Origin of the sequence: Microbacterium sp. 3J1, from assembly GCF_001049495.1 — a bacterium.
In the GTDB taxonomy this organism is placed as follows: Bacteria; Actinomycetota; Actinomycetes; order Actinomycetales; family Microbacteriaceae; genus Microbacterium.
Genome location: NZ_CDWI01000009.1, coordinates 1 through 26,678 on the forward strand (window position 1 = coordinate 1; position 26,678 = coordinate 26,678).

The window sequence follows — 26,678 nt, forward strand, 5'->3', positions numbered from 1 at the left end:
GCCTCCCCGTGGGGCGGAGTTCTCCCCGTTGGGCGGAGATTCGGGCCGTGGGCGTCCGCCCGTGACGGAGTTCTCCGCCCGACAGGGTGCGGGGGGTCGGTCGACGGGGTGCCGTGAGGTGGATCAGTGCCTCGGGTGCGCGCCTCCCGGTGGGGCGGAGTTCTCCCCGTTGGGCGGAGCTTCGGGTCGTGGGCGTCCGCCCATGTCGGAGTTCTCCGCCCGACAGGGTGCCTGGGGTCATTGGACGGAGTGCGTGAGGTGGATCAGTGCCTCGGGTGCGCGTCTCCCCGTGGGGCGGAGTTCTCGCCGTTGGGCGGAGATTCGGGTCGTGGGTGTCCGCCCATGACGGAGTTCTCCGCCCGACAGGGTGCGGCGGGCATCCCGACAGGGTGCGGGGGGCCGCCCGACAGGGGGCTGCGGCGCGGCACACAGGCGCCGCGCCGCGGCTCAGTGCCGAGAGGTGGACTTCTCGTCGCGAGGCACGACCGTGATGGTGTCGGTCCGCACGCCGGGGTGGTCGCGTTCGAGGGCGGCGCCCTCCATGTCGACGTTGGGCAGGATGCGGTCGAGCCACTTCGGCAGCCACCAGGCGGATCGGCCGAGAAGGTGCATGAGCGCCGGCATGAGCAGCATCCGCACGACGAAGGCATCGAGTAGCACGCCGAAGGCGAGGCCGAAGCCGATCGAGCGGATGATGGTCGACTCCGAGAAGATGAACCCGCCGAACACCGACACCATGATCAGCGCCGCCGCGACGACGACCGAGCGTCCGGCACGGAAGCCCTGAGCGACGGCATCCCGAGCCGAGGATCCGTGCACGTACGCCTCGCGCATACCTGAAGCGAGGAAGAGCTGGTAGTCCATCGCGAGCCCGAAGAGGATGCCGACGAGGATCACCGGCAGGAAGCTCAGGATGGGCCCGGTGCTGTGCAGCCCGATGAGGTCGGCGCCCCAGCCCCACTGGAACACCGCGACGATGAGGCCGTACGTCGCGAAGAGCGACAGCACGAACCCTCCCGTGGCGATGATCGGCACGAGAAGGGAGCGGAACACGACGATCATGATGAGCAGCGAGAGTCCGACCACGACCACGAGGTACAGCGGCAGCACGTCGGCGAGGGCCTCGGAGATGTCGATGTTCGTGGCCGCCTGACCGGCGACGCCGAGCGTGATGCCACCGTCGAGCTGCGGGAGCGCGCGGATGTCCTGCACGAGCTTCTCGGTAGAGACGCTGTTCGGCCCTTCTGCGGGCAGCACCTGGAAGGCGAGCAGCGTGTTGTCGTCGGAGGCCGCGATGGGCGCCACGGCGACGACGTCGTCCTGGTCGGCGATCTTCTGGGCGACCTCCACCTGCGTGGCGAGCAGGTCGTCGTCGCTCACCGCGTCATCGAGGGTGGCGGTGACCAGGAGCGGGCCGTTCGCACCCTCGCCGAACTGGTCGTCGACGACATGGAACGCACGGTAGCTGGTCGAGTCAGAGGGCTCGCTGGCACCGTCGGGGAGGCCGAGGCGCATCGACATCGCCGGAATGGCGATCGCCAGCAGGCCGACCACACTGACGAGCACCGTCGCGATCGCGCGGATCGTCGACATCTGCCTCACGGGCTTGCCCGCGGCGTGCGGCTTCCCGATCGTGGCGCGCGCCTTGCGGTTGAGCAGACGGGTGCCGACGAGTCCGAGCACGGCCGGAGCCAGGGTTATCGCCACGAGCACCGCGACGGCGACGCAGACCGCGCCGACCGTGCCCATGAGTCCGAGGAAGGGCACGCCCGTGACGTTCAGTGCGAGCAGCGCGACGATGACCGTTGTCCCGGCGAACACGACGGCGGTGCCGGATGTGCCGGTGGCGAGACCGATGGACTCGCGAACCGGGACGCCGTTCAGCAACTGCTTGCGGTGGCGGTTGACGATGAAGAGCGAGTAGTCGATGCCGACGGCGAGTCCGAGCATGACACCGAGCACGGGAGTGACGGATGCCATGTCCACGACGCCCGAGAAGGCGAGGGATGCCGTCACGCCGACTCCGACGCCGACGACGGCGGTCACGATGGGCAGCGCGGCGCCGATGAGCGAGCCGAGCATGACGATGAGGACGATCGCGGCGAAAGCCAAGCCGATGGCCTCGCCGACGCCGAAGATCTCAGGGACGCCCTGGGCGATGTCGGTGCCGAAGTCGACCTCCACGCCGTCGATGGGAGAGGACTCGAAGTGATCGATCGTTCCCTGCTTGACCTCTTCGGAGAGCTCGAGGCGCGGGTCTTCGAACGACACGTTCACGATCGCGGTGGAGCCGTCTTCGGAGACGACGCCGATGCCGTTCGCGAGGTCGAGCAACGTGGATCCGAGCTCGGCCTGCTCGGCGTTCGCATCGAGTTCGGCCCGACCCTCGTCGATGGTCTTCTGCTGCGCCTCGAGCTGGGCGAGCTGTGCGTCGAGCGCGGCCAGCTGTGCGTCGAGAGCGGCCAGCTGCTGCGGCGGGGCGCCGGCGGCTTCGGCCTGCGCCCGTGCACCCGTCAGCTGCTCGAGGCCGGCATCCAGCTGCGCGCGGCCTGCGTCGAGCTGAGCCTGCCCGGCATCCAGCTGCGCCCGCCCGTCAGCGAGCTGCTGCTCACCGTCGGCGAGCTGCTGCGCCTGGTCGTCCTGCTGCTGCTGCGCCTCGAACGGGTCGACGACCGAGGCGACGCCGTCGAGGTCCTCGGCGCTGGACGCGAGGTCGGAGATCTCGGCCTTCTGCTCATCGGTGAAGGCGGAGCCGTCGGTCGTCCGATAGACCACGGTTCCCGTGCCGCCTGCCGTGTCGGGCAGCTTATCGGCGAGCTGGTCGGTCACCGCCCCCGACGCAGTGCCCGGGATGTCGAAGCTGTTGCTCAGCGTGCCGCCGAGCGTCAGGAAGGCGCCGACGCCGAGGCCGAGGATCACGACCCAGGACACGATCACCGTCCACGCTCTGCGCGCGGCCAAGGAACCCAGACGGTACAGCAGTGAAGCCAAGACATTCTCCTTCAGACGGATAGATCATACGGTGCGTATCGTCTAGGGATCTGTGGTTATCCTGAACGGGTGGTGAATGAGCATCGAAGCGGACCCGTGCGCAGCACCGCCGCGCGTGAAGCGATCCTCGATGCGACCGCCCGCCTCTTCCACAATCAAGGCTATGACCGGCTCACGATCGAGGGCATTGCCAAAGAGGCCGGCGTAGGCAAGCAGACCATCTATCGGTGGTGGCCGTCGCGCGGCGCGCTCATCGGCGAGTGCCTGGCCGAAGGGCGCCTCATACCTGTGGACTTCGACGTCCCCGACACCGGTGACCTCGCCGCGGATGTGGAGACCTGGCTGCGCAGCGTGCTGTCGATCCTCGATGCTCCCGAGGGCGGGGTCCTCCTGCGCTCGCTCGTCGCCGCGGCGACCGAGGATGCCGGTGTCGGCGCACATCTCGGCGAGAGCCTGGGCGTCGAGAAGCACCTCGCGGTGCGCTTGCGCAGCGGCATCCGCGACGGCCAGCTGCCTCAGGATGCACCCGTCGAGCAGATCGGCCGGGCGATTCTCGGCGCGGTCATCGTCGAGTCCCTCGGACGCGAGCATCACGACCCGGAGTCGATCGTGCAGCTCGTCCGGTTCCTGTTCTCCTGACGGATCATCCCGCCGACACCGGGCGCCCTCCGGTACGGGCTTCGCGGCCCGATCGATGTCCGAAGGCGAAGGACGCCGAATCCGCACCCCGCCGTCGCCGAGCGTGAGTGGTGCGCATCTCGTCGACCGCCGCATCGACTCGGTGTCGGCGCGACGCGAGGACCAGCGCCGTTCCCGTGCCGCTGTCTTCGACTGCGACGCGGCGGCTCTCGTCTATCCGGCTCATGGCCCCCGCGGCGAAGCCGCGGAGGAAGCCGCTGCGCGCCCGTCTCTTCACACCCTCTCGCTGGCCGACGTAGCGGTCTCGGTGCACGAGCCACCAGCTGCGCATCGCGACCATCGCCTGCACCTGCAGGCTGGCCGTCAGCGTCTGCACCTGCGCCACATCGGAGGAGCAGCCCACCAGCAGCAGGCCGGCGATCGGCGGGTATTCGGCGAGAACCGGTCGGACGGCGCCGAGTCCTCTCGCCACGCCGATGCCGATCTCGCGAAGATCCTTCGCGTAGACGCCGCGGAACAGCATCCGCTCGGTCACGATCTGCTCCTGCGCATGCCCGAGAAGCCCCCGCCGTTCGTCGATCTGCGCCTGCTCGATCCCGTACTTCACGATCAGCCGCTCGGCGTGCGCGGTCAGCGCCTCGGCCTCTTCGGGCGTCGTGCTCTCGGCCTTCGCCAGCAGCTTGGCGATCAGGTCGAGTTTCGCTTCGGTCATGGCATCCCCCTTGGATCTGTGATGCCTCGAATCCTTCGCGGGGGTGCCTACATTCGGCGGCCTGATCTCGGCCCCTGTGCACAAAGTCGAATCAGGGCACGCCGGTGCAGAAGAGGATGCTGCAGGGTCAGCCGTGCACAGCTTCGGACGTCACCGTCGACACGCCGTGATGTCGGCGGTATTCACCGGCGTGTCGTCCGCCGGCTCCGAAGGTGTGCTCGGACGAGACGAAAAACGGAACCCAGGACCCAGGACCCAGGACCAAAAACAGGACCCAAGACCAATAACAGGACCCAGGACCCAGACCCGAGAAGACGCCGACTCAGCCGAGCAGCAGGGTGATCACGGTCGCGCCGCCGCCACCGAGGATCAGCGCCACGATGACGGTCCAGGCGACGATCCGCATGCGACGGTTGCGCTTCTCGCCGAGGTCGCCGTAGTCCTCGCTCAGGCCGTCTCCGCTCATGCGGTCACCGGCTCGGCGACGGTCGGTCCGAAGGCGGCGGGCAGCGTGGCGCGCGAGCGCTCGCGGATCTCGGCGATCGGAACCGTGAAGACGTCCTGCACCTCGAGCTTCGCGCCCTCGCTGTCGGTCACGCCGATGCGCATGACCGGGTAGTCGCGGCCTTCGCAGAGTCCGCGGAACTTCACGTCGTCCTCGCGCGGCACGGTCACGATGACGCGTCCGGTGGACTCCGAGAACAGGGCGGATGCCGCGTCCACGCCGTCACGCTCGAGGATCTCGTTCAGCCAGACGCGCGCGCCGATGCCGAAGCGCGAGACGCCCTCGGCGAGGGCCTGCGCGAGGCCACCCTCCGACACGTCGTGCGCCGAGGAGACCAGCCACTCGTCACGGGCTGCCGACAGCAGACCCGCGAGGCGCTTCTCCCCGGGGAGGTCCACGACCGGCGGGCGTCCGCCGAGGTGCTGGTGCACGGTCTCGGCCCACGCCGACCCCGACAGCTCGGTCTTGGTCGTGCCGAGCAGGTAGATGTTCTGACCCTCGTCCTGCCACCCCGAGGGGATGCGGCGCGAGACGTCGTCGATGATGCCGAGCACGCCCACGAGCGGGGTCGGGTGGATCGGCACGTCGCCGGTCTGGTTGTAGAACGACACGTTGCCGCCGGTGACCGGGGTGCCGAGCTCGTAGCATCCGTCGGCGAGACCGTCGACGGTCTGCCCGAACTGCCACATGACCTCGGGGTTCTCGGGGGAGCCGAAGTTCAGGCAGTCGGTGATCGCGGTGGGCACGGCGCCCGTGACGGCGACGTTGCGGTACGCCTCGGCGAGGGCGAGCTGCGCACCGGCATACGGGTCGAGCTGGCAGTAGCGGCCGTTGGCGTCGGTCGAGATCGCGAAGCCCAGGCCCGACTCCTCGTCGACGCGGATCATGCCGGCGTCGTCGGGGAACGCCAGCGCCGTGTTGCCGAGCACGTAGTAGTCGTACTGGTTGGTGATCCAGCTCGTGTCGGCCAGGTTCGGCGAAGCGACGAGGCTCAGGAACTGCTCGCGCAGCACCTCGGGGTCGTTCGAGCGGGGCAGGTCCTCCGCAGCATCCGCCTGCAGCGCGTCGATCCACGTCGGGTATGCGACCGGGCGGTCGTAGACCGGTCCGTCGACCGCGACGGTCGAGGGGTCGACGTCGACGATGCGCTCGCCCTGCCAGTCGATGATGAGGCGTCCATCGCCGGTGACCTCGCCGAGCACCGACGTCTCGACCTCCCACTTGTCGACGACGGCCATGAACGCGTCGAGCTTCTCGGGCGCCACGATCGCCATCATGCGCTCCTGCGACTCGGACATGAGGATCTCCTCGGCCGTGAGCGAGGGATCACGCAGCAGCACGTTGTCGAGCGAGACCTTCATGCCGCTGTTGCCGTTGGCCGCGAGCTCGCTGGTCGCGCAGGAGATGCCGGCGGCACCGAGGTCCTGGATGGCCTCGACGAGCTCGCCGCGGTACAGCTCGAGGCAGCACTCGATGAGCACCTTCTCGGCGAACGGGTCGCCCACCTGCACGGCGGGGCGCTTGGTGGGGCCGGTGCTGTCGAACGAGTCGGATGCCAGGATGCTGGCACCGCCGATGCCGTCGCCGCCTGTGCGAGCACCGAAGAGCACGACCTTGTTGCCGACACCGGTGGCGTTGGCGAGCTTGAGGTCTTCGTGACGCAGGACGCCGACCGCGAGGGCGTTGACGAGCGGGTTGGCCTGGTAGACGGAGTCGAAGACCGTCTCGCCGCCGATGTTCGGCAGGCCGAGGCAGTTGCCGTAGAAGCTGATGCCGCTGGTGACGCCGTGCACGACGCGGGCCGTGTCGGGGTGGTCGATCGCGCCGAAGCGCAGGGCGTCCATGACCGCGACCGGACGGGCGCCCATCGAGATGATGTCGCGGACGATGCCGCCGACGCCGGTCGCCGCACCCTGGAACGGCTCGATGAAGCTCGGGTGGTTGTGGCTCTCGGCCTTGAAGGTGACGGCCCAGCCCTCGCCGACGTCGATGACGCCCGCGTTCTGGCCCATGCCCACCATGAGGCGTTCCTTCATCTCATCCGAGACCTTCTGGCCGAAGCGGCGCAGGTAGTTCTTCGACGACTTGTACGAGCAGTGCTCAGACCACATCACCGAGTACATGGCCAGCTCGCCCGAAGTGGGGCGGCGGCCCAGGATCTCCTTGATGCGGGCGTACTCGTCGTCCTTGAGGCCCAGCGCTGCGTACGGCTGCTCCTTCTCCGGAGTCGCGGTCGCGTTCTCGACGGAGTCGGGGACGTGCTTGTGGGCAGGTGCAGGGGCGGTGGTCACGCGCACTCCTAGGGAAGGGGCCGGCGGGCGTCGTCCAGTCTACCGGGGGATGCCGGGGGCCTCGGCGCGGTCAGGATGAGGTGCCGAAGCGCTCGGCGAGCGTGCGTGCGGCGTCGGCCAGGGCAGGCGGCCCGACGACGGTGAAGGGCGCGTCGAAGCGGGCGATCGAGGCGAGGATGCCGACCCAGGACCACGATCCGACGGTGACGCGGCACGACCTCTCGTCGAGTGCCTCGACGGTGCCGTCGGAACCGGCCCATCTCGCGACGTCGCGCGCGGGCAGCTCGACGACGAGCTCTCCGACGCAGGGCCATCGGTCTTCGGCATCCGACCCCTTCGCGCGGGCGGCGAGGTACGTCTGCGCGTCGGCGGCCGGCAGCGGTCGTGGGGTGAAACGCGGGCCGGTCGGGATGCGCGGGGCCGTGCGATCGAGCCGGAACGTGCGCCAGTCGTCGACGTCGAGATCCCAGGCGAGCAGGTACCAGCGGCCCTCTCGGGCGACCACGGCGTGCGGCTCGGTGCGCCGCGGTGGTCTCTCGGCGGACCCGTAATCGAAGCGCAGCACCACCCTGTCGTGCACCGCGGCGCTCGCGGCCTCGAGCACGGCCGGGTCGACACGCGTCTCGTTCGACGCACCGGAGAAGCGGATGCCGTCGATCCGATGCCGTAGTCGGGACGGCATGACCTGACGCACCGTCGCGAGTGCGCGCGCGGCCCCTTCGTCGATGTCGATGCCCGAGGCCGGAACGTTCTGCAGTGCGACCGCGATCGCCACGGCCTGCGCGTCGTCGAAGAGTAGAGGAGGGAGCTCCGACCCTGCGGCGAGGCGGTATCCGCCGTCCGGGCCCTTGATCGCGGTGATGCGGTACCCCAGCTCGCGCAGCCGCTCGACGTCGCGGCGCACGGTGCGAGGGGTGACGTCGAGGCGGTCGGCCAGCACGCGTCCGGGCCAATCCCGCGGCGTCTGCAGCAGCGAGAGCAGAGCGAGCATGCGCGAGGAGCTCCCTGTCATGGCATCCAGTCTCGTAGAGGTAGCGGACCGAAGCTGACCTCTACTGCTGTGATCGTGGTCCCACCGGCATCCGCCGCACATCGTCCGACAAGGAGACGCCATGTCCATCGCCACCACTACCCACCTCAACTTCCGCGGCTCCGCCCGCCAGGCCCTCGAGTTCTACGGCTCGGTGTTCGGCGGGGAGGTGAGCCTCGCGACCTACGGCGACTTCGGGATGCCCGCCGACGTGCCCGGCGCCGACAAGGTCGTGTTCGGTCAGGTCGTCGCCGCCGACGGGTTCCGCCTCATGGCGTACGACGTTCCGGGGGTCGAGGGTCCTGCGGACGTCACCGCGGGAACGACCCGTCGGGAGAACGGGACGACCATCACCGACCGCACGTTCTTCCAGTCGCTGCGGGCCGACTCGCTCGACGAGCTCAGCCGGTACTGGGACGCTCTGTCAGACGGCGCCACCGTCGTCGAGCCCCTCGCCGCGTCGGCCTGGTCGCCCGGTTTCGGCATGCTGACCGACCAGTTCGGCGTGACCTGGGTGATGGACGTCGCGGCCGCGGGCTGAGGTCTGAGCCGTCGGGCGTGCACAATTCAGCAAGAACGGGGCGGTCGGGCCGGATAAGCGCTGTCTAGGGCGCCTCGGCGCGATCCATGCTGAATCGTGCACGCCCGCTCCGCGCGCTACTTGTCCTTCTTGCCCTTGTCCGAGTTACCCGAGTTACCCGAGTTACCGGAGTTACCGGAGTTACCAGAGTTGTCCGGCTTTCCCTTGCCGGAGTTGCCGTTCTCGCCCTTCTCGTCCTTCGTCTCCTCGACGGCCGGGACGACCGGCGCCGCGGGGGCCTCCGGGGCAGGGACGGTCACCGGAGTCGTGGTCACCGTCTCGGCGGGCACGGCTGTCCTGACCACCGACGCGGAAACGACGCGGCTTCCGCCGGCGACCGGGGTCACGGCGGTCGCGAAACCCGTGGTGATCGCCCCGATCGCGACGAGTGCGGCGACTCCTCCGATCACGCGTCGGCGGACCCGCGAGCGCGGAGAATCGGCGGAGACGACGGCGGTCGCGGACGTCGATGCGGGCTGCTCCTGCGTCGTCCGGTCTGCAGCGACGGGCGGCGCTGCAGCGACGACCGCCGCCGACGACGATGTCCGCATGAGCTCCCGCGCGGCGCGGACGACCTCGGGTGCCGTCGGCCGCGCCTCCGGCTCGAGATCGGTCATCCGCTCGAGCAGGCCCCGCCACTCGTCGGTGACCTTCTCCGAGATCGTCGGCGGGTTGAGCAGCCGGGCGACAGCCGCCGCGCGACCCGTCCCGATCGCGGGGTATCCGGCCTCACCGGTCAGCGCTTCGACGAGGACGAGTCCGAGAGAGAAGATGTCGACCGGGGTTCCGGGCTCGGCATCCCGCAACTGCTCCGGTGCCATGTACGTGAGCGTCCCGAGCACGATGCCGGGCGACGTCAGACGCGAGGTGCTGTCGAGGGAGCAGGCGATCCCGAAGTCGGCGAGCTTCGCGGTCCACGATCCGTCCTGGCCGCGGGCGAGCAGCACGTTCGACGGTTTCACGTCGCGGTGGACGATGCCGGCCGCATGAACCGTGGCGAGCCCTTGAGCGAGATCGCGGGCGAGGCGGGCGACCTGGCGGGGCGGCAGCGGGCCGGAGGACATGCGGTCGGCGAGGGTCGGGCCGTCGACGTACTCCATCACGAGGTACTGCGGCCGACGCGGTTCGAGCTGCGCGTCGAAGAGAGTCACCAGCGCGGGATGGCTCACCGACGCGAGCAGCATCTTCTCGTTGTGCGCGCGCTCGGCGGACGTCACCGCGCCCTCGCCCTCGTGCAGCATCTTGATCGCGACCGTCCGACCGAGGTGGGTGTCCTCGGCGCGGTACACCGTCGCCATGCCGCCTCGTCCGACGCGGTCGTGCAGTATGTAGCGTCCGTCGAGCAGTGCCGCCGTCGGCGACATCACCTCCAGCGTCATCGCTCACTCCTCGCAGCAGCATCCGGGTCATGCACAGCTCGTAAAGTACGCCTGCCCGGCATGTTCGCAAGCACCCTTGACGAGATGGCGAATCGGTGAATGCGTTCTCGGGAACATGCGAATCCGGCGGGCATCGCGCGATGTGTCAAGCCCCTCTGCCGATGTCCGACCTCTCGCGTAGAAAGGTCGTAGACAGAGAGGACACCTCATGGCTGCAGGCGATATCGAGACGTTCCCCCGCGACGGCATCTGGTTCAACCGCATCGAAGGCGAATCGCGGACGTTGGGTTCGAGCTTCGAGAGTCAGGAAGAGGCGATCCGTGTCGGGCGCGGCGCGGCCACAGCCCGCCAGGTGCAGCACACCGTCCGCACCGAGGAGGGCCCATCGGAGACCGGAAACCTCTACGACTGGCATCCGCGCGATCTCATGAACTGATGGAGCCCGCGGGTTCCGAGACGGAAGGACGACGGATGCTGGTGCAGGCCTGCATCAACGGCGCGCGGCCCGTGGTGCAGCATCCGGCGCTCAGTGCCGACGCGACTCTCGCAGGGGTCGAGGCGGCGCGAGCGGTGGCCATCGGGGCGGAGGAGATCCACGTCCACCCGAAGGATGCCGAAGGGCAAGACAGCCTCGCACCCGACGATGTCGCGCGGTGGCTGCGGGCGCTGAGAGAGGCGTGTCCCGGTGTGCCGATCGGCGTGACGACCGGTGCGTGGACCGAGCCCGATCCTGATGCCAGGGTCGCAGTGGTCGACGGATGGACCGACCTCCCGGACTTCGCCTCGGTGAACTGGCATGAGGCAGGTGCCGACGAGGTGGCTGCCGCGTTGCACCGGCGAGGCGTCGAGGTCGAAGCGGGCATCTGGGATGGGGCCGGGCTCGAGGCCTGGAGGCGCTCGCCGGCACGCGGTGCCTGCCGGCGGATCCTCGTCGAGCTGCCCGACGAGGCCGCGGATTCGGTGCGCGGACACGCCCAGGGACTCATCGCGCACATCGAACTCGACGAGCCGAGCATCCCGATCCTGCTGCACGGCGAAGGGCGGTCGGCGTGGCCGACCTTCTTGCTGGCGGTCGAGCTCGGACACGATTCGCGCATCGGCCTGGAGGACACGCTGACCCTGCCTGACGGGCAGACGGCTCCCGACAACGCCGCGCTCGTACGGGCGGCTCTCGGGTTCGTCGCCGCGGCTCAGCGGACGGGCTCCGCCGACGCATCCGCTGTCACGGATTGACACCCGACTCGCGTCGACGCGCGGGCATCCCTAGATTGGGAACTTCTGCCCCGAGGAGTCGCCGTGCCCCCTATTCAGACAACCGCCCGCGGACACGCTCGCCCGCAGCGATGTCGAGTCCTCTGAGAGCCGCACGCCATGGCAGACGCGCGCACGCGCTCCGCGCAGCATCCGTTCGACCTGCGGACGAGGTGGAGCCTCGACCGTCCCGAGAGCCGTAAGTGGAGCCTGCATCCCGGTCGGATCGGTGCCTGGGTCGCGGAGATGGACTTCGGGGTCGCGCCGGAGATCACCGCGGCCCTGCATCGGGCGATTGATGAGGAGACGCTCGGCTACCTCTCGCCGGCGCTCGCTGCCGAGCTCGGTGCCGCGACTGCCGAATGGATGCAGGAGGAGTACGGGTGGGCGGTGGACCCCGAGCGCGTGCACCCGGTGTCCGACGTGATGGCCGCGCTGCGCGTCGCGGTCGAGGAGTACGCGCCCGAGGGATCGGCCGTGATCGTGCCGACTCCGGCGTATATGCCGTTCTTGACATATCTGCCGACGATCGGGCATCCGGTGATCGAGGTCCCGGGTGTCGAGCTCACGGACGCGGCGGGCGGGCTGCGCTGGCAGCACGATCTGCAGCGCATAGACGAGGCGTTCGCAGCGGGTGCGCGCACGCTGATCCTGTGCAACCCGCACAACCCGACCGGAACGATCGCGGGTCGTGAGGAGCTCGAGGCCATCGCGGCGATCGTCGACCGGCACGGTGGGCGGGTGTTCGCCGATGAGATCCACGCGCCTTTGCGCTTCGACGGGCGGCCGTTCGTGCCGTATGCATCCGTGTCCGAGGCTTCGGCCGCGCATACCGTGACCGGCACGAGCGCTTCGAAGGCGTGGAACGTCCCAGGGCTGAAGGCGGCGCAGCTCGTGCTGTCGAACGACGCCGACCAGGCCCGGTACCGGCGGTTCGGTTTCTCGGTGCAGCACGGAGCCTCGACCCTGGGAGTGGTGGCCTCCACGGCGGCCTATCGGACGGGGAAGCCGTGGCTCGACGGAGTGCTCTCGTATCTCTCCGAGACGCGCGGGGTGCTCGCCTCTCTCGTGGACGAGCACCTGCCGGGTGCGGTGCTCCGGTCTCCCGAGGCGACGTACATCGGGTGGATCGACACGGCCGCGCTCGGGATCGCCGGTCCACCGGCAGCGTTCTTCCGCGAGAACGCCGGCGTCGTGCTGACCGAGGGCGCGCTGCTCGGACGCGGGTACGAGGGTTTCGTGCGGATCGTCTTCGCGACGCCGCGGCCGATCCTGCGCGAGGCGATCGCCGCGATGGGGGATGCGGTGCGCTCGCGCTGACTCCGCGGCGGTCGAGCGCCGCAGACTCGGGCTGACTCGTGTCGCAGGATTCGCATACTTGCACACTCCTATATATGTGTGGTCCTATATGACCATGCAGCTTCGTCACGCGATCCTCGGTCTCCTCGACCTCGCCCCCCAGAGCGGATACGACCTGGGCCGGGCATTCGCGCGCTCCGTCGCCCACTTCTGGCATGCCGACCAGTCGCAGATCTATCGCACCCTCGACCGCCTCGAGTCCGAGGGGGCGATCGCGACCGAGACCATCGCGCAGCAGGGCAAGCCCGACCGGCGCGTGCACTCGTTGACGGATGCCGGGCGGACCGAGCTGACGGAGTGGCTTCAGGCCCCGATCGACGACCTGAAGCCGAAGGAGCCCTTCCTCGCGCGCCTGTTCTTCGCCGCTCCGCTCGGGGTCGACGGCATCCTCGCCCTTCTCGACGAGCGCGAGGAGCAGGTTCGGGCGGCGCTCGACCAGCTGCAGGCGCTCCCTGCCGCGAGCGGCGATCTGGGTGCCGTCCTGCGAATGGCCACGCGGGAGGCGGGCATCCGCCAGGGCGAGAGCGAGCTCGCCTGGCTCGAGGCGACCAGGGCATCCGTCACGGCGGTCGGGGGCGAACGATGAACGCGGAGTATCCGCTCGAGCACGGCGAGCGCACAGGGGAGTCGATCATCCTGCTGCACGGCGGCAACGTCGGGGCCTGGATGTGGGAGCCGCAGGTCGAAGGTCTCGCGGGGCGACACGTGATCACTCCGGATGTCGTCGGCTTCAACGCCCGGGCCGCGGAGGCATGGCCGGGGCTCGCCGGCGCAGCCGACGACATCGCCCGCATCATCCGCGAGCGTGCGGTGGATGGGCGCGCTCATGTCGTCGGCCTCTCGATGGGAGCGGTCATCGCCGTGCATCTGGCCGCGCGGCATCCGGATGTCGTGCGTTCGTGCATGGTCACCGGGGCCATGATGGTCGGCGTCAGCGGCGCCCAGCGGCGGGTTGCCGAGCTGCAGCTGCGGGCCTGGGATCGGCGCTGGTTCTGGCGGATGCAGGCGGCGATGTTCCGGATCCCCGCCGACGCCCGTGAGCAGTTCATCGCCGCCGGCATGGGCGTGAGCCCGCAGACGGCGCACGCGATGTACGGGGAGATCTTCGACGGATCGATGCCCCAGGGGCGGTTCGACTACGAGGGGCCGATGCTGGCGATCGCGGGCGAGCGCGAGCCGAAGGACGTGCAGCGGGCGTTCCCTGCGCTCCGGCTCGCTATGCCGCAGACCCGCACCTGGATCGCGCCGCGGATGCCTCACATCTGGAGCATCAAGGACCCCGAGCTGTTCACGCGCACGATCGTCGACTTCGTGGACGATCGGACCGTGCCCTCCGGTCGTTGAACGAGGCAGGTCGTGGCTGGGTCCGTCCTCAGCGCACGGACGCGGCTCGCTTCTCCAGCGCCGCGGCGATCCGCTCGACCGCCTCGACCAGCACGGGTCGGGGCAGCGCGAAGACGAAGCGCGTGAAGCCGATGGCGGCCTCGCCGCACGCCGCGCCGTCCGTCATCGCGACCCCGGCGTTGTCCCGGAACCACTCGCCGAGATCGCCGGTCAACCCCGTCTCGCGGAGGTCCAGCAGCGCGATGTAGCTCCCCTCGGGGGTGATCATCCGCACGCCGGGCAGCTTCTCCTCGACGAGCTGCGCCAGCATCCGCCGGTTGCCGTCGAGGTACTCCACGACCTCGTCGAGCCAGTCGCTCCCCGCCGTGTAGGCCGCGGTGTTCGCGATGACTCCGAGCGTCGACGTGCCGTGCCCGGCCCAGAAGCCGATGCGCTCCCAGAGCTCGGCATCCGCGTCGTTCGAGAGGATGATCTGCGCGCACTTGAGCCCCGCGAGGTTCCACGCCTTCGACGCCGACGTCGCCGTCAGAGTGTGCGCGGCGGCCTCCGCCGAGACCGATGCGTACGGAACGTGCCGAGCCGGCGCGTAGACGATCGGGGCGTGGATCTCGTCCGAGAACACGCGACCCCCGGCATCCGTCACGACCGACGCGATGGCGAGCAGCTCGTCGCGCGTCGCGACCGTGCCGAGCGGGTTGTGCGGGTTGCAGAGCACGAGCATCTCGCCGCCGTCGCGGAACGCCTGCGCGACGGCATCCAGGTCCATCACCCAGCGCCCGTCGACCTCGATGCTCGGCACCTCGATGACCCGTCGGCCCCGCATCGGCGGCACCATGAGGAACGGCATGTACGCGGGAGTGGGCACGATGACCGCCGCACCGTGCGTCGTGAAGTGCTCGATCGCGAGCTCGAACGCCGCGATCACATCCGGGACGTGGTGCACCCGCTCGGGGTCGATGCTCCAGCCGTACGAGTCGGCGTACCAGCGGGCGGTCGACTCGGAGAGCTGCGCCGCCACCGGTGCGGGAAGATACCCGGTCAGGCCCCGGTCGAGAGCGCCCGAGACGGCGTCGTTGATCGCGGGCGCGAGTCCGAAGTCCATCTCCGCGACGAAGGCGCCGATCGTGTCGGGGAACATCGTCCACTTGACGCTGCCCGCGCTGCGCAGGTCGTCTTGGGTGATCAGGTCGAACGTGCCGGGGGTCACGCTGCCTCCTCTGGGTCGTCGGGCTGGTCCTTCAATCCTTCCAGTTCCGGTCCGGTCGGGGGTCGTTCGGCGGGTGCCGTTGGATGGTTGCGGGGCCAGAAACGCACCGGGCTTGGGGTGTTTGGGTGCGGAATTGGCCCCGCGTCGGACACGCCCACGCCCCCAGCCGGTGCGGGGCCAGAAACGCACCGGATTCGGCCCGAGCGGATGCGGAAGTGACCCCGCGTCGGACATGCGCATGCCCCAGCCGGGTGCGAGGCCAGAAACGCACCGCGCCCGGTCCGAACGGATGCGGAAGTGGCCCCGCGTCGGATGTGCGCACGCCCCCAGCCGGTCGCGGGGCCAAAAGCGCACCGGGATCGGGCCGAGCGGATGCGGAATTGACCCCGCGTCGGACGTGCGGGTGCCCCAGCCCCATGCGGGGCCAGAAACGCACCGCGCCCGGCCCGTTCGGGTGCGGAAGTGGCCCCGCCCCGGATGTGCCGGCGCCCCAGCCGGCTGCGGGGCCAGAAACGCACCGGAATCGGCTTGTTCGGGTGCGGAAGTGGCCCCGCGTCGGACACGCGCACGCCCCCAGCCGGATGCGGGGCAAAAGCGCACCGGATTCGGCCCTAGCGGATGCGGAAGTGGCCCCGCGTCGGACACGCGCACGCCCCCAGCCGGATGCGGGGCCAGAAGCGCACCGGAATGGGCTCCTTCGGGTGCGGAAGTGGCCCCGCGTCGGACACGCGCACGCCCGCAGGCGGGTGCGGGGCCAAAAGCGCACCGGAATCGGGCCGAACGCGTGCGGAAGTGGCCCCGCCCGGACGTGCGGACACCCCCAGCCGGGTGCGGGGCCAAAAGCGCACCGGAATCGGCCCGTCCGGGTGCGGAAGTGGCCCCGCCTGCCCCCGCAACCCCCCAGCCGCATGCGGGGCCAGAAACGCACCGAAACCGACCCGAACGGGTGCGCAATCGACCCCGCACCCCGCCCGCCCCCGCAACCGCCACCCCGCACCCAGCGCCGCACGCGCAAGGCCATTGAGCCGTTCGCGGCACCGTGCGAGGATGACCCCGACTCGGCTCGCGGCACCGCGGGTCGGCCGCGACGAAGGGATTCTCATGCAGCTGGCGATGATCGGACTCGGCCGGATGGGCGCCAACATCGTGCGCCGTCTCATGCGCGCGGGCCACGAGTGCGTGGTCTACGACGTGAGTGCGGATGCCGTGCAGGCGCTGGTCGCCGAGGGTGCCGTCGGCGCCGACAGCATGGCCGACCTCGCGTCGAAGCTCGAGGCCCCGCGCGCCGTGTGGATGATGGTGCCCGCCTCTCTGACCGGAGCCGTCGCCGATGAGGCCGCGGCCGTGCTCGACGAGGGCGACATCCTCATCGACGGCGGCAACTCGAACTACCGCGACGACGTGCGTCGGGCGGCGGCGCTGCGCGAGCGCGGCATCCACTACGTCGATGTGGGAACGAGCGGCGGCGTCTTCGGGCTCGAGCGCGGATACTGCCTGATGGTCGGAGGGCCGGATGCCGCGGTGCAGCGTCTCGAGCCGATCCTGCGGTCCGTCGCCCCGGGGCCGGGCGGGATCGAGCGCACGCCCGGCCGCACGGGCGACCTGACTCCCGAGGAGGAGGGCTTCTTGCATTGCGGTCCGTCGGGTGCGGGGCACTTCGTGAAGATGGTGCACAACGGCATCGAGTACGGAATCATGGCGTCGATCGCCGAGGGTCTGAATCTGCTGAACAACGCGGATGCCGGCATCCGCGAGGCCGAGCATTCGGCGGAGATCGCGCCGCTGGAAGAGCCGGAGTTCTACCAGTTCCCGATCGACACGTCGAAGGTCGCCGAGCTCTGGCGTCGTGGATCGGTGATCTCCTCCTGGCTCCTCGACCTGACGGCCGCCGCTCTCGTCGACAACCCGACACTCGACGGTCTGGCCGGACGCGTCAGCGACTCGGGCGAGGGCCGGTGGACGGTCAAGGCGGCGGTCGATGTCGGGGTGCCCGTGCCGGTGCTCGCGGCCTCGCTGTTCGAGCGCTTCGCGTCGAGGGACGAGGACCGCTTCGCGAACCAGGTCCTCTCCGCGATGCGCCTGCAGTTCGGCGGCCACCAGGAACTCCCCGCCGGCGACGTGCTCGAGGCCGGTGCGCGCAAGGCCGAGTCCGAGTAGTTCGGTGCGTTTCGGCTCGGTCGGCGAAACCTCCCGAGACGAAACGCACCACGCGACAGGAAGGGCATCCCATGACGGCTCCCACGCGCCGTGCCACTCCCGCGGATGCCGTCGTCGTGGCCGAACTCCTGCACGCCTTCAACTCGGAGTTCGACACCCCGACCCCCGGAGTCGAGGTGCTCGCCACTCGACTGCGCTCGCTTCTCGCGGAGCCTTCGACCTTCGCCATCCTGGGCGGCGACCCGGCCCTCGGCGGCGCACCCGCGCTCGGAGTCGCCCTCGTCACGCTCCGCCGCAACGTGTGGTCCGACGGCCCGGTCGCCCTCCTCGATGAGATGTACGTCGAGCCGGCTCACCGCGGTACGGGCATCGGATCCGCGATCCTCGAGCACATGGTCGCGACCTGCCGTGAGCTCGGAGTCGCCGAGATCGAGATCAACGTCGATGAATCGGATGCCGACACGATGCGCTTCTACGAGCGCCACGGTTTCAGCAACGGCGATCCCGACACCGGTGAGAAGGCGTTCTACTTCTACCGCTCGTTGGAAGCGGACGACTAGCCGATCAGTCGCAGGCGATCCCGTCTCCGTCGCGGTCGAGGTCGTAGATGTCGGATCCGACGATCTGCACGGGGCCCTGCACGTACGCGGGTCCGTTGCCGCTGCCGCCCGCGCAGTCGACGTCGCTGGAGATCGGCACGCAGGCTCCGGTGTAGTTCGGGTCGCATCCGCCGCCACCCTGCTGCACGAGCGGCACAGGTGCAGGTGCAGGTGCGGGCGCGGGCGCCGGAGCCGGGGCAGCGACGACCGGTGCCGGAGCCTTGCTTCCGACCGCCGTCACCTCGTTCACCGGCTGTACGGAGAGGGACTCGCCCACGATCTCGCGTGCCACCTCCACGCCATCGACCAGCGTCACGCGATAGGTGATCACCTTCACGCCGTTCACGCCGGCGGTCACGAGCGCGGTGGCGCCCCGGTCGAGCTGCGGGTCGTCGACGGTGGCCGCGGTGAAGGGCACGGGCACCTCCTCGGTGACCGTCTCGAACGTGGTCGGCGTCGGGGTCGGGCTGGGCGACGGAGTCGAGGGCGCCGCCACCGCGGCAAGGTTCTGAGCTTCGGATGCCGTCGGAGTGCTTCCGCTGTTCGCGCTCGCGATGCCGCCACCGGTGACCAGCAGCGCGGCCATTCCCAGGGCGGCGACTCCCGACATCCGGGACCGGAGTCCCAGAGCCGGAAGAGGACGCGCGATCATGACGTAGAGAGCGATGCCCACGACCGCCGTGGCGACCAGGAGTATCGCGATGGGCGACAGCCGAGCGAGCACACCGCCGACGACGAGTGCGGCGACGATGATCCCGGCGGTGCGCCAGCCGGTCTTGCGCGCGGCCGGTGCGGCCACGGCTGCGGCCCCCGGCGCGGAGGCAGTCGTGATCTGCGTCGTCGCGGCGGCAGCAGGCGATGGTGCGGTCGCAGCCGTCCAGCGATGGCCGTCCCACCAGCGGAGCTGTCGCGGATCCTCCGGATCGGGATGCCAGGCGGCAGGCGGCTGTGACATGAGAGTTCCCCTCGACGATGAGGCGACGAATCGCCGGCGCCCCCAGAGCGCCTCGACCTGTATATCGGTTACTGGACGCCGCGAACAAGTAACGATTTGGTCGTGCCCGACGGCTGCGCGTCAACCCCGACGCCGCCCCTCCCGCACTACGCGCCGCGAACGCGCCCCCACCCGACCCAGTCCGGCCGGTCCACGATGCAGAACCGATTGCCCTCGGGGTCCTCCATGATCACGTAGTCGGCATCGTCCGGCAGGTTGTCCCAGTGCACCTCGCGAGCGCCGAGCTCGGCGAGACGCCGCACTTCGGCATCCTGATCCTCGGCGTAGATGTCGAGGTGGATGCGGGGCGGCAGCACCCGCTCGGAGTGGTGCGCATCGAGGGCGATGCAGGGGGTGTCCGCATCGCGCGGCTTCAGCACGACCCAGTCATCGGATGCCGGGTCCCGCTCGACGTAGTCGAGGGCGGCCTGCCAGAAGCGGGACTGCGCAGGGAGGTCGTTCACGCGGATCACGATCGACACGATCTTCAACATGCGCATCAGGGTAGGGCGACAGTCTTCCGCTGAACAGGGGGTTGCTCGGCCTCAGTCCTCCGACTGCGGGGCCCGCCCGAAGTCGCTCGTCAGCCATTCCTCGATCGACGCGAACGGGAACTCCCGCGGCGAGTATGCGCCGGGAAGGACGCCGGTCGCCCGCATCCGATCGAGCCGGAACAGGCGCCAGTCGTCGCGGTCGACGTCGAATCCGACGACGTACCACTGCCGTTCGCGGAGGAAGTGACGGTGCGGCTCGACGACCCGCGTCGATGCCCGGCCGTGCTGGTCGGTGTAGTCGAAGCGGATTCGCGCGCCCTGGGCGACGGCATCCGCGAGCGTGCCGACGAGCGTCCAGTCGACCGGAGCGGGCGGCTCGCGCAGGATCTGCGTCGAGAGCGCCGTGGCCGCCGCGCGCCGACGCAGCGCGGGCGGAAGCGTCTGCTGCAGCTTCGACCGCGCGATCGATGCCGAGGGGTCGTCGGGCGTCCAGGTCTCGAGCACGAGCAGGCTCGTGATGATCGTGGCGACGTCGTCGGCGCTCAGCAGCAACGGCGGGATCCTCGTTCCGGGCACCAGGTGGTACGCCGCGCCCGGCCCCGGTCGGGAGTGCACGTCGTAGCCGAGATCGCGGAGCCGCTGCGCGTCGCGCCGCACCGTTCGACGGCTCACGTCCAGGCGCTCGGCCAGGTCGTCGACGCTCCACTCGCCGCCCGTCTGAAGCAGTGTCAGCAGGTGCAGGGTGCGGTTCGAGGGCGAGTCCACGATTCCATGATCACTCAGGATGCGGCCATGAACAGGCCGCATCTGCATCTATCGTGGCCGGTCACAGACGAAAGGACACGCCATGAGAATCGCCGTCACCACCCCGAACGGCAACGTCGCGCGCCACCTCACGCGGATGCTGGTGCGCGCCGGCATCCGCCCCCTGCTGCTCTCCCGGCATCCCGAGCAGATCGACGATGAGCTGATCCCGTTCGTCGATGTCGCCCGGGCGGACTCGCACGACGCCGACGAGGTCGTGGCCGCGACCCGCGGTGTCGATGCCGTCTACTGGGTCGATCCTTCGGTGATGTCAGAGGATCCGCTCGCCGACTACGCCCGCGCCACGGATGCGCTCGTGCGTGCCGTCGTCGAGAACGGCATCGGTCGCGTCGTGTTCCAGAGCAGCGTCGGCGCCGAGAAACGTCACGGCGTGGGGGAGATCGACGGACTCGCGGCGACCGAAACGGCGCTCGACGCGCTCGACATCGACGTCACTCATCTGCGATGCGGCTACTTCTTCAGCAACCTGCTGCTCGACGTCGAGTCGGTGAAGGCCGGCCGGCTGCAGACCGTGCTTCCGCTCGATGCGGCCATGCCGTGGGTGGCGCCGCGTGACATCGCCGAGGTGGCGGCCCTCACGCCGCTGAATCGGGACTGGACCGGCCACCGCGTGCAGGCCGTGCACGGACCCGAGGATCTGAGCTGGTCACAGGTCGCCGAGATCCTCACGCAGGAGCTCGGGCGGGAAGTGACGGTCGAGCGGATCGCAGACGAAGAGATGAGAGACGGCTTGCTCGCGGTCGGCATGCCGGAGGCGATGGCGGATGCCGTGCTGGGGATGTCGACCGGGCTCCGCGACGGATTCGTGCCGGAGCAGCCGCGGACGGTCGTGACGACGACGCCGACCGGATTGCGCGCGTGGGTGCGGGAGGAGCTCGTCGCCGCGCTCGCGTAGGCGGCCGTCAGAGCGCGAGTGGCACGATCTCGCCGGTGGCCCTGCCGTCGGGGTGCAGCAGATGGCCGAGGTGCTTGGTGGTGCGCAGCACGACCGACCGGTCGGCGATGCTGACCCCGGGCAGGCGCTCCTCGATGATCGCCTCCATGCGGCCGACGTCCTGCAGGGTGCGCAGCCACACGGCCATGATGACGTTGTACTCGCCGACCGTGTTGGCGACGAGTCGCACCTCCTCGATGCGGCCGAGCTGCGCACCGATCCGGGCCGCCATCGCGGCCGGGACCCGCAGGAAGTACCACGCGTAGATCGGCCAGGGCGTGTACTTCCGCGCGACGTCGACACGGATCGTCAGCCGACCGGACTCCCGCATCTCGGCGATCGCGTCCCGGACCCGGCGCGGAGCCATACCCAGGCGCGTGGCGAGCTCGGTAACCCCCACGCGGCCGTCGTAGGCGAGCTCGGCGGCGATGGCGCTCCGCTGCTCGGTCGACATGCGCACGGGCGCGGCGGGCGCTCGCCGCTCGAGGCTCTCGATCTGCGTGACCTCGGCCGCCGCGAGCGCGCGCAGGCGCCACCCGCGTGCGTCGCGCACGGTCTCCGAGACCAGATGGGTGCGCATCGAGCGGATGCCGGCGACGCCGCGGATGCGCTCGAGAGTCCAGACGGCCAGCGCCTCGGCATCCGGCACCGCGAGGGTCAGGAAGATGTCGCGGCCACCCGCAGTGAGGTCGATCGTGAGGGCTTCGGGGTCGCGGCCGAGAGTCTCGGCGACCGCCAGTGTCTCGCCGGGGCTGCATTCGATCTCGATGAGGACGAGCATGGCGGGCGCTCCCCCACCGTAGCCCGTGACGTAGACGACGCCCTGCTCGACGAGTCGCGCCCAGCGCCGCGACAGGGTGGCGGGGTCGGCGCCGACGACGGGTGCGAGAGTGCTCCAGCTCGCCCGCGGACTCACCTGCACGGCGTGGATCAGACGCTGATCGAGATCGTCCAGTCCGATTTCTTGCATGCAAAGTCCCTCTTGATCCTCTTTCGTGCACCGTGCCGGCATCCTACCGGGGTGTTCCTAGAGTCTCCTCACCCGATCTGTTCATGTGCACCACCCGAACTCTTCCTTAGGAGTCCTCATGGCCGTCACCGCACCGCCCGGAAAGATCTCGTCCGGCCGCACCGCCCTGCGCGGCGCCGTCGGCTTCCTCGTCGTCATGGAGCTGGGCTCCGGAATGCTGCAGGGCTGGTACCCCGTGCTCCTCGCCGCGATCGGCGAGGAGTTCGGCGTCGGCGCCGCACAGCTCAACTGGGTCAGCGCCGCGTACATGCTCGCGACCGTCGTCTGCGTGCCGATCCTCGCGAAGCTCGGCGACCGGTATGGGCACAAGAAGCTGCTCCTGATCTCGACGGCGCTCGTCGCCCTCGGATCCATCGTCGTGGCGATCGCACCGAGCTATGAGGTCTTCCTCGTCGGTCGGGCGCTGCAGGCACCGCTCGCGGCCTTCCTGCCGCTGGAGTTCGCCATCGTCCGCGACCGTGACGAGAAGTCGGCCGGACGCTCGATCGGCAAGCTCGTCGGTGCGCTCACGTTCGGGGCGGCCCTCGGCTCCCTCGGTTCCGGACTCCTCTTCGGAGCTCTCGGCGATCTGCGGGCGGTTCTCTGGATGCCGGCCATCTTCCTGCTGATCTGCGTGCCGGTCGTCGCGTTCCTCGTGCCCGAGACCACCGTCCGCGCCGCGGGCAAGACCGACTGGCTCGGCGCCTCGCTGCTGGGCATCGGCCTTCTGGCGGCACTCGGCGGCATCTCGAACGCCTCGGCGTGGGGCTGGGCGAACCCGCTCACGTGGGTCACGATCCTCGGTGGCATCGCGCTGCTCGTCGTCTGGGTGATGGTCGAGAAGCGCGTCGCGCACCCGCTCATCGACATCGCGCTGCTCACGAAGGGCGGCATCGGACTCCCGATCATCATCGCGTTCCTCTTCGGAGCCCAGTTGTTCGGCGGGCAGACGGCATCCAGCGTCTACATCCTCAGCGACCCGGACGCCCTGGGCTTCGGCCTCGGCTTCACGGCGGCCACGGTCGGCGTCATCTCGCTCGCCGCGGCGCTCTCGGCGTTCCTCGCCTCGATCGCCGGAGACCGGGTCGCCGGTCGCATCGGCGCCAAGGGTGCGATCGTCCTCGGCGGGGTCCTCGTCGCGGGCAGCTATGTCTCATTCCTCTCGGCACCCACCGTCATCGCGGTGTTCGTCGGAGCCATGGTGATCGGCGGACTCGGCAACGGTCTGCTCATCTCCGTGCTGCCGACCATCGTGGTGCGCCGCGCTCCCGCCGACTCGGTGGGCATCGCCTCCGCCCTCTACAACACCTCCCGCACCGCGGCCGGTGCTGTCGCCGGTGCCGTGTTCGCCCTGGTCATGGGCAGCTTCCTCATGACCGTCGGAACCGGTGACACCGCCGTGACGACCACGGCGTTCGCGGGCTACGTCGCAGTGTGGACGATCTGCGCGGCCATCGGCGTCGCGATCGCGGTGCTCGCGCTGTTCCTCCGCATCCCTGCTCCGGTCGTCGAAGAAACCATTCCTGTCCCCGCCACCACGGCCGACCCCGTTCTCGAAGGAGAAACCGCATGACCCTCGCCGACCCCTCCACCCGTACCCTGCTCGACCTCGCGGAGGCGAAGCAGCGCAGCGCCGATGCGGTGCGCGCCTGGGAGCAGCGGCTCGTCGAGATCAGCCACGAGATCCACGCCGATCCCGAGATCGCGTTCCAGGAGGTCCGTGCGGCGAACCTCGTCGCTGCGGCGCTGCGCGACGCCGGCTTCACCGCCACGGTGGGCGCGTTCGGGGTCGACACGGCCATCGACGCCAGCTTCGGAGACGGCGAGTTCGTGGTCGCGATCTGCGCCGAGTACGACGCGCTGCCCGTGATCGGCCACGCCTGCGGGCACAACGTGATCGCCGCCGCCGGTCTCGGTGCGGCGATCGCGCTTGCGGCCATCGCCGACGACGCCGGGATCACCGTCAAATTGCTTGGCACCCCCGCCGAAGAGCACGGTGGAGGGAAGGTGCTCATGCTCGAGGGCGGAGCGTGGGAAGACGCGACCGTGTCGCTCATGGTGCACGGCGCCCCCGGCATCGACATCCGCTGCGAGAGCTTCGCGACCCAGGCCGTCGACCGGTTCCAGGTGACGTACACCGGACGGCCGGCGCACGCCGCGGCGGCACCCGACAAGGGCGTGAATGCACTGGATGCCGCGACCGTGGCGCTCACGGCGATCGGGCTTCTCCGTCAGCAGCTGCCCGGCACCGTGCGCACGGCGACGGTCATCACGCAGGGCGGCGAGGTGACGAACATCATCCCCGCGCGCACCGTGCTGCAGGCCGAGGTGCGCTCGTTCGATCTCGACGAGCTGCGTGACGCCAAGCGGCGGGTGATGGCCTGCTTCGAGGCCGGTGCGATCGCCTCGGGATGCTCGTGGGAGCAGGTGCGCACCGAGCCGCGCTACGACCCGCTGGTGCAGGAGCCGCTGCTCGCCGACGCGTGGAACGACGCGCTGACCGAACTCGGTCGCGAGCCGATCGCGTTCTCGGGAGCAGCCGGCGGATCCACCGACATGGGCAACGTCTCGCAGGTGGTGCCGTCGATCCACCCCGGGATCGCGATCGCAGGCTCCACGTCGGCTCCGCACACCGAGCAGTTCGCGGCGGATGCTGCGACGCCCGCCGCCGACCGCGCAGTCGTCGACGCGGCGATCGGCCTCGCGTGGGCGGCGGCCGCGGTCGCGCTCACGCCGGAGTCCCGATCCGACCTGCTCGCGCGGCAGGCCGCGCGGCCCGTCGGAGCGACGACCCACCCGCAGGGCGAGGAGTGACGACTCTCGCCCCCGCCACTGACGCTCGCAGCAGCGTCTACGTCTCGGCCTTCGACCTGTTCTCGATCGGCATCGGCCCCTCGTCGTCGCACACGGTGGGGCCGATGCGGGCAGGTCTCGACTTCGCGCGGCGGGTGCTGGCGCAGCATCCGTCCGGAGTCCGTCGTGTCGAGGTCGTACTGTACGGGTCGCTGGCGGCGACGGGGCTCGGGCATGGGACGCCGGATGCGGTGGTCGCCGGCCTCGCCGGGCTGGACCCCGAGACATGTGATCCGGCTGCCGTGCGCGGAGCGTGGTCGGGGCATCCGTCGGGGTCGCCGCTGATTCTCGGTGGCGTCGTGCCGGTGGCGTTCGACAGCGCCGACGTGGTGCTCGATCCGTTCACCCGGCAGCCCGGGCACCCGAACACTCTGGTGATCCGGGCGTTCGGACTTGGTGGGGTGTCGATGGCGGAGGAGACGTACCTCTCGGTGGGCGGCGGATTCATCCAGCGCGTCGGCGAGGACGTCGAGAGCCCCGTCGAGGCCGAGGGGATGCCGTCGTTCCGCACTGCGGCGGAGTTGCTTTCCCTGTGTGTCGGTGGTCGCTCGATCGCCGACGTCGCGCGGGAGGGCGAGCTCGCTGTGCGCGGCGCGGATGCCGTCGACGCGGGGTTGGACGCGATCTGGACCGCCATGCGCGAGTGCGTCGAGGCGGGGCTGGATGCCGAGGGAGTGCTGCCGGGTGGGCTTCGGGTGCCGCGGCGGGCGCGGTCGATGCGCGACAGCATCCTCCGGGCGGAGGCTGCGGGGCAGCCGGTCACGTCCGACTGGCTGCAGGCGTTCGCGCTCGCGGTGAACGAGGAGAACGCCGGGGGAGGCAGGGTCGTCACCGCTCCGACGAACGGTGCGGCCGGCATCCTGCCTGCCGTGCTCATGTACTACGTGCGGTTCGTGCCCGGTGCGGATGCCGCGGCTGTGCGGACTTTCTTGCTGACTGCCGCCGCGATCGGCTCGCTGATCAAGGCGAACGCGTCGATCTCCGGTGCGGAGGGCGGCTGCCAGGCCGAGGTCGGATCCGCGTGCGCGATGGCGGCCGCGGGGCTGTGTGCCGTGCTCGGCGGAACCCCGCAGCAGGTCGAGAACGCGGCCGAGATCGCGATGGAGCATCACCTCGGGCTCACGTGCGATCCGATCGCCGGGCTCGTGCAGATCCCCTGCATCGAGCGTAACGCCGTCGCCGCGTCGACCGCCGTCACGGCTGCCCGCCTCGCCCTGCACGGCGATGGCAGCCACGTCGTGTCGCTGGATGCCGTGATCGAGACGATGCGTCAGACCGGCGCCGACATGAGCGACAAGTACAAGGAGACGAGTCGGGGCGGGCTCGCGGTGAATGTTGTGGAGTGCTGACGGGCTTCGCGTGTTGAACGAGGAGCGAAGCTCCCCGTCGGCCCATAGAGTCCGCACCAGACATAAGACGGGTTCGTGGCGGTGGGGCTTGAACGGCAACTGAGTTCTGGAGGCGAACGCTGGCGGTAAATGTTGCGCGAGGAGGTCATCTCGAAGGGATAACGACGGCCGATTCG

At 70.0% G+C, this 26,678-nt stretch carries 24 protein-coding genes; 13 read left to right on the top strand and 11 right to left on the bottom strand.

Features of this window, described 5'->3' with window-relative positions; genetic code table 11:
* Positions 1 to 447: 447 nt before the first annotated feature.
* Positions 448 to 2,991, bottom strand: a complete 2,544-nt coding sequence (locus BN2660_RS06575; RefSeq protein WP_091228949.1) for an MMPL family transporter — start codon at positions 2,989 to 2,991, stop codon at positions 448 to 450.
* A gap of 72 nt (positions 2,992 to 3,063) precedes the next feature.
* Between BN2660_RS06575 and BN2660_RS06580 the strand changes: the two genes are divergently transcribed.
* Positions 3,064 to 3,630 carry a TetR/AcrR family transcriptional regulator gene (locus BN2660_RS06580; protein ID WP_255305064.1) on the top strand — a complete coding sequence of 189 codons (567 nt, stop codon included), beginning with the start codon at positions 3,064 to 3,066 and terminating at the stop codon, positions 3,628 to 3,630.
* Between the two features lie 4 nt (positions 3,631 to 3,634).
* Here the strand turns inward: BN2660_RS06580 and BN2660_RS06585 are convergent, their stop codons facing one another.
* From BN2660_RS06585 to BN2660_RS06595, 4 genes are all read right to left on the bottom strand, one after another.
* A complete protein-coding gene (locus BN2660_RS06585) occupies positions 3,635 to 4,342 on the bottom strand; it encodes a DUF2786 domain-containing protein (protein WP_091228954.1) in 708 nt (235 codons plus the stop codon).
* Between the two features lie 322 nt (positions 4,343 to 4,664).
* The gene (locus tag BN2660_RS16575; RefSeq protein WP_176697113.1) at positions 4,665 to 4,808 is read right to left on the bottom strand and encodes a hypothetical protein; all 144 of its coding nucleotides are present in this window, start codon (positions 4,806 to 4,808) and stop codon (positions 4,665 to 4,667) included.
* The gene (purL, locus tag BN2660_RS06590) at positions 4,805 to 7,138 is read right to left on the bottom strand and encodes a phosphoribosylformylglycinamidine synthase subunit PurL (protein ID WP_091228958.1); all 2,334 of its coding nucleotides are present in this window, start codon (positions 7,136 to 7,138) and stop codon (positions 4,805 to 4,807) included. The genes BN2660_RS16575 and purL overlap by 4 nt, the downstream gene beginning before the upstream one ends.
* A 70-nt stretch (positions 7,139 to 7,208) precedes the next feature.
* Positions 7,209 to 8,150, bottom strand: a complete 942-nt coding sequence (locus BN2660_RS06595) for a helix-turn-helix transcriptional regulator (protein WP_091228961.1) — start codon at positions 8,148 to 8,150, stop codon at positions 7,209 to 7,211.
* 100 nt (positions 8,151 to 8,250) lie between these two features.
* Here BN2660_RS06595 and BN2660_RS06600 point away from each other — a divergent pair, with 100 nt between their 5' ends.
* Complete coding sequence (locus tag BN2660_RS06600) at positions 8,251 to 8,709, top strand: VOC family protein (protein WP_091228963.1); 459 nt, start codon at positions 8,251 to 8,253, stop codon at positions 8,707 to 8,709.
* Between the two features lie 116 nt (positions 8,710 to 8,825).
* On the opposite strand, the gene BN2660_RS06605 is transcribed toward BN2660_RS06600, so the two are convergent.
* Complete coding sequence (locus tag BN2660_RS06605; protein ID WP_091228968.1) at positions 8,826 to 10,127, bottom strand: serine/threonine-protein kinase; 1,302 nt, start codon at positions 10,125 to 10,127, stop codon at positions 8,826 to 8,828.
* A 208-nt stretch (positions 10,128 to 10,335) separates the two neighbouring features.
* On the opposite strand from BN2660_RS06605, the gene BN2660_RS06610 reads away from it, so the two are divergent.
* The 5 genes from BN2660_RS06610 to BN2660_RS06630 all read left to right on the top strand — a co-directional run bounded on the left by BN2660_RS06610 (position 10,336) and on the right by BN2660_RS06630 (position 14,081).
* Positions 10,336 to 10,563 (top strand): DUF2188 domain-containing protein, encoded by a 228-nt coding sequence (locus BN2660_RS06610; RefSeq protein WP_091228970.1) that lies wholly within the window; start codon positions 10,336 to 10,338, stop codon positions 10,561 to 10,563.
* Entirely contained in the window at positions 10,563 to 11,360 is a 798-nt protein-coding gene (locus tag BN2660_RS06615; RefSeq protein ID WP_255305065.1) for a 3-keto-5-aminohexanoate cleavage protein, read from the top strand. The genes BN2660_RS06610 and BN2660_RS06615 overlap by 1 nt, the downstream gene beginning before the upstream one ends.
* Before the next feature lie 138 nt (positions 11,361 to 11,498).
* Positions 11,499 to 12,698: a MalY/PatB family protein gene (locus BN2660_RS06620; RefSeq protein ID WP_091228973.1), complete on the top strand. Its 1,200-nt coding sequence runs from the start codon at positions 11,499 to 11,501 to the stop codon at positions 12,696 to 12,698.
* A 94-nt stretch (positions 12,699 to 12,792) separates the two neighbouring features.
* A complete protein-coding gene (locus tag BN2660_RS06625; protein WP_091229653.1) occupies positions 12,793 to 13,323 on the top strand; it encodes a PadR family transcriptional regulator in 531 nt (176 codons plus the stop codon).
* Positions 13,320 to 14,081: an alpha/beta fold hydrolase gene (locus tag BN2660_RS06630; RefSeq protein ID WP_091228976.1), complete on the top strand. Its 762-nt coding sequence runs from the start codon at positions 13,320 to 13,322 to the stop codon at positions 14,079 to 14,081. Before BN2660_RS06625 ends, BN2660_RS06630 begins: the two co-directional genes overlap by 4 nt.
* Positions 14,082 to 14,109: 28 nt before the next feature.
* Here the strand turns inward: BN2660_RS06630 and BN2660_RS06635 are convergent, their stop codons facing one another.
* Positions 14,110 to 15,288, bottom strand: coding sequence for a MalY/PatB family protein (locus tag BN2660_RS06635; protein ID WP_255305066.1), 1,179 nt, complete (start codon positions 15,286 to 15,288; stop codon positions 14,110 to 14,112).
* 1,047 nt (positions 15,289 to 16,335) lie between these two features.
* Between BN2660_RS06635 and gnd the strand changes: the two genes are divergently transcribed.
* A complete protein-coding gene (gene gnd / locus BN2660_RS06640) occupies positions 16,336 to 17,445 on the top strand; it encodes a phosphogluconate dehydrogenase (NAD(+)-dependent, decarboxylating) (RefSeq protein WP_255305067.1) in 1,110 nt (369 codons plus the stop codon).
* A gap of 71 nt (positions 17,446 to 17,516) precedes the next feature.
* The gene (locus BN2660_RS06645) at positions 17,517 to 18,005 is read left to right on the top strand and encodes a GNAT family N-acetyltransferase (protein ID WP_091228982.1); all 489 of its coding nucleotides are present in this window, start codon (positions 17,517 to 17,519) and stop codon (positions 18,003 to 18,005) included.
* Positions 18,006 to 18,009: 4 nt separating this feature from the next.
* Here BN2660_RS06645 and BN2660_RS06650 read toward each other — a convergent pair whose 3' ends face one another.
* The 3 genes from BN2660_RS06650 to BN2660_RS06660 all read right to left on the bottom strand — a co-directional run bounded on the left by BN2660_RS06650 (position 18,010) and on the right by BN2660_RS06660 (position 20,297).
* Positions 18,010 to 18,999: a G5 domain-containing protein gene (locus BN2660_RS06650; RefSeq protein WP_091228985.1), complete on the bottom strand. Its 990-nt coding sequence runs from the start codon at positions 18,997 to 18,999 to the stop codon at positions 18,010 to 18,012.
* Between the two features lie 146 nt (positions 19,000 to 19,145).
* Positions 19,146 to 19,532 (bottom strand): VOC family protein, encoded by a 387-nt coding sequence (locus tag BN2660_RS06655; RefSeq protein WP_091229661.1) that lies wholly within the window; start codon positions 19,530 to 19,532, stop codon positions 19,146 to 19,148.
* Between the two features lie 51 nt (positions 19,533 to 19,583).
* A complete protein-coding gene (locus BN2660_RS06660; RefSeq protein ID WP_255305068.1) occupies positions 19,584 to 20,297 on the bottom strand; it encodes a helix-turn-helix transcriptional regulator in 714 nt (237 codons plus the stop codon).
* A gap of 82 nt (positions 20,298 to 20,379) precedes the next feature.
* Here BN2660_RS06660 and BN2660_RS06665 point away from each other — a divergent pair, with 82 nt between their 5' ends.
* Complete coding sequence (locus BN2660_RS06665; RefSeq protein WP_091228988.1) at positions 20,380 to 21,252, top strand: NmrA family NAD(P)-binding protein; 873 nt, start codon at positions 20,380 to 20,382, stop codon at positions 21,250 to 21,252.
* A 7-nt stretch (positions 21,253 to 21,259) separates the two neighbouring features.
* Here BN2660_RS06665 and BN2660_RS06670 read toward each other — a convergent pair whose 3' ends face one another.
* The gene (locus BN2660_RS06670; protein ID WP_176697114.1) at positions 21,260 to 22,261 is read right to left on the bottom strand and encodes an Lrp/AsnC family transcriptional regulator; all 1,002 of its coding nucleotides are present in this window, start codon (positions 22,259 to 22,261) and stop codon (positions 21,260 to 21,262) included.
* A gap of 118 nt (positions 22,262 to 22,379) precedes the next feature.
* Here BN2660_RS06670 and BN2660_RS06675 point away from each other — a divergent pair, with 118 nt between their 5' ends.
* Genes BN2660_RS06675 through BN2660_RS06685 form a run of 3 tightly spaced genes read left to right on the top strand, consistent with a single transcriptional unit; the run spans position 22,380 to position 26,502 of the window.
* Positions 22,380 to 23,873, top strand: a complete 1,494-nt coding sequence (locus BN2660_RS06675) for an MFS transporter (RefSeq protein ID WP_091228994.1) — start codon at positions 22,380 to 22,382, stop codon at positions 23,871 to 23,873.
* Positions 23,870 to 25,114, top strand: a complete 1,245-nt coding sequence (locus BN2660_RS06680; RefSeq protein WP_091228997.1) for a M20 family metallopeptidase — start codon at positions 23,870 to 23,872, stop codon at positions 25,112 to 25,114. The genes BN2660_RS06675 and BN2660_RS06680 overlap by 4 nt, the downstream gene beginning before the upstream one ends.
* Entirely contained in the window at positions 25,111 to 26,502 is a 1,392-nt protein-coding gene (locus BN2660_RS06685; protein ID WP_091229001.1) for an L-serine ammonia-lyase, read from the top strand. Before BN2660_RS06680 ends, BN2660_RS06685 begins: the two co-directional genes overlap by 4 nt.
* Positions 26,503 to 26,678 lie beyond the last annotated feature (176 nt).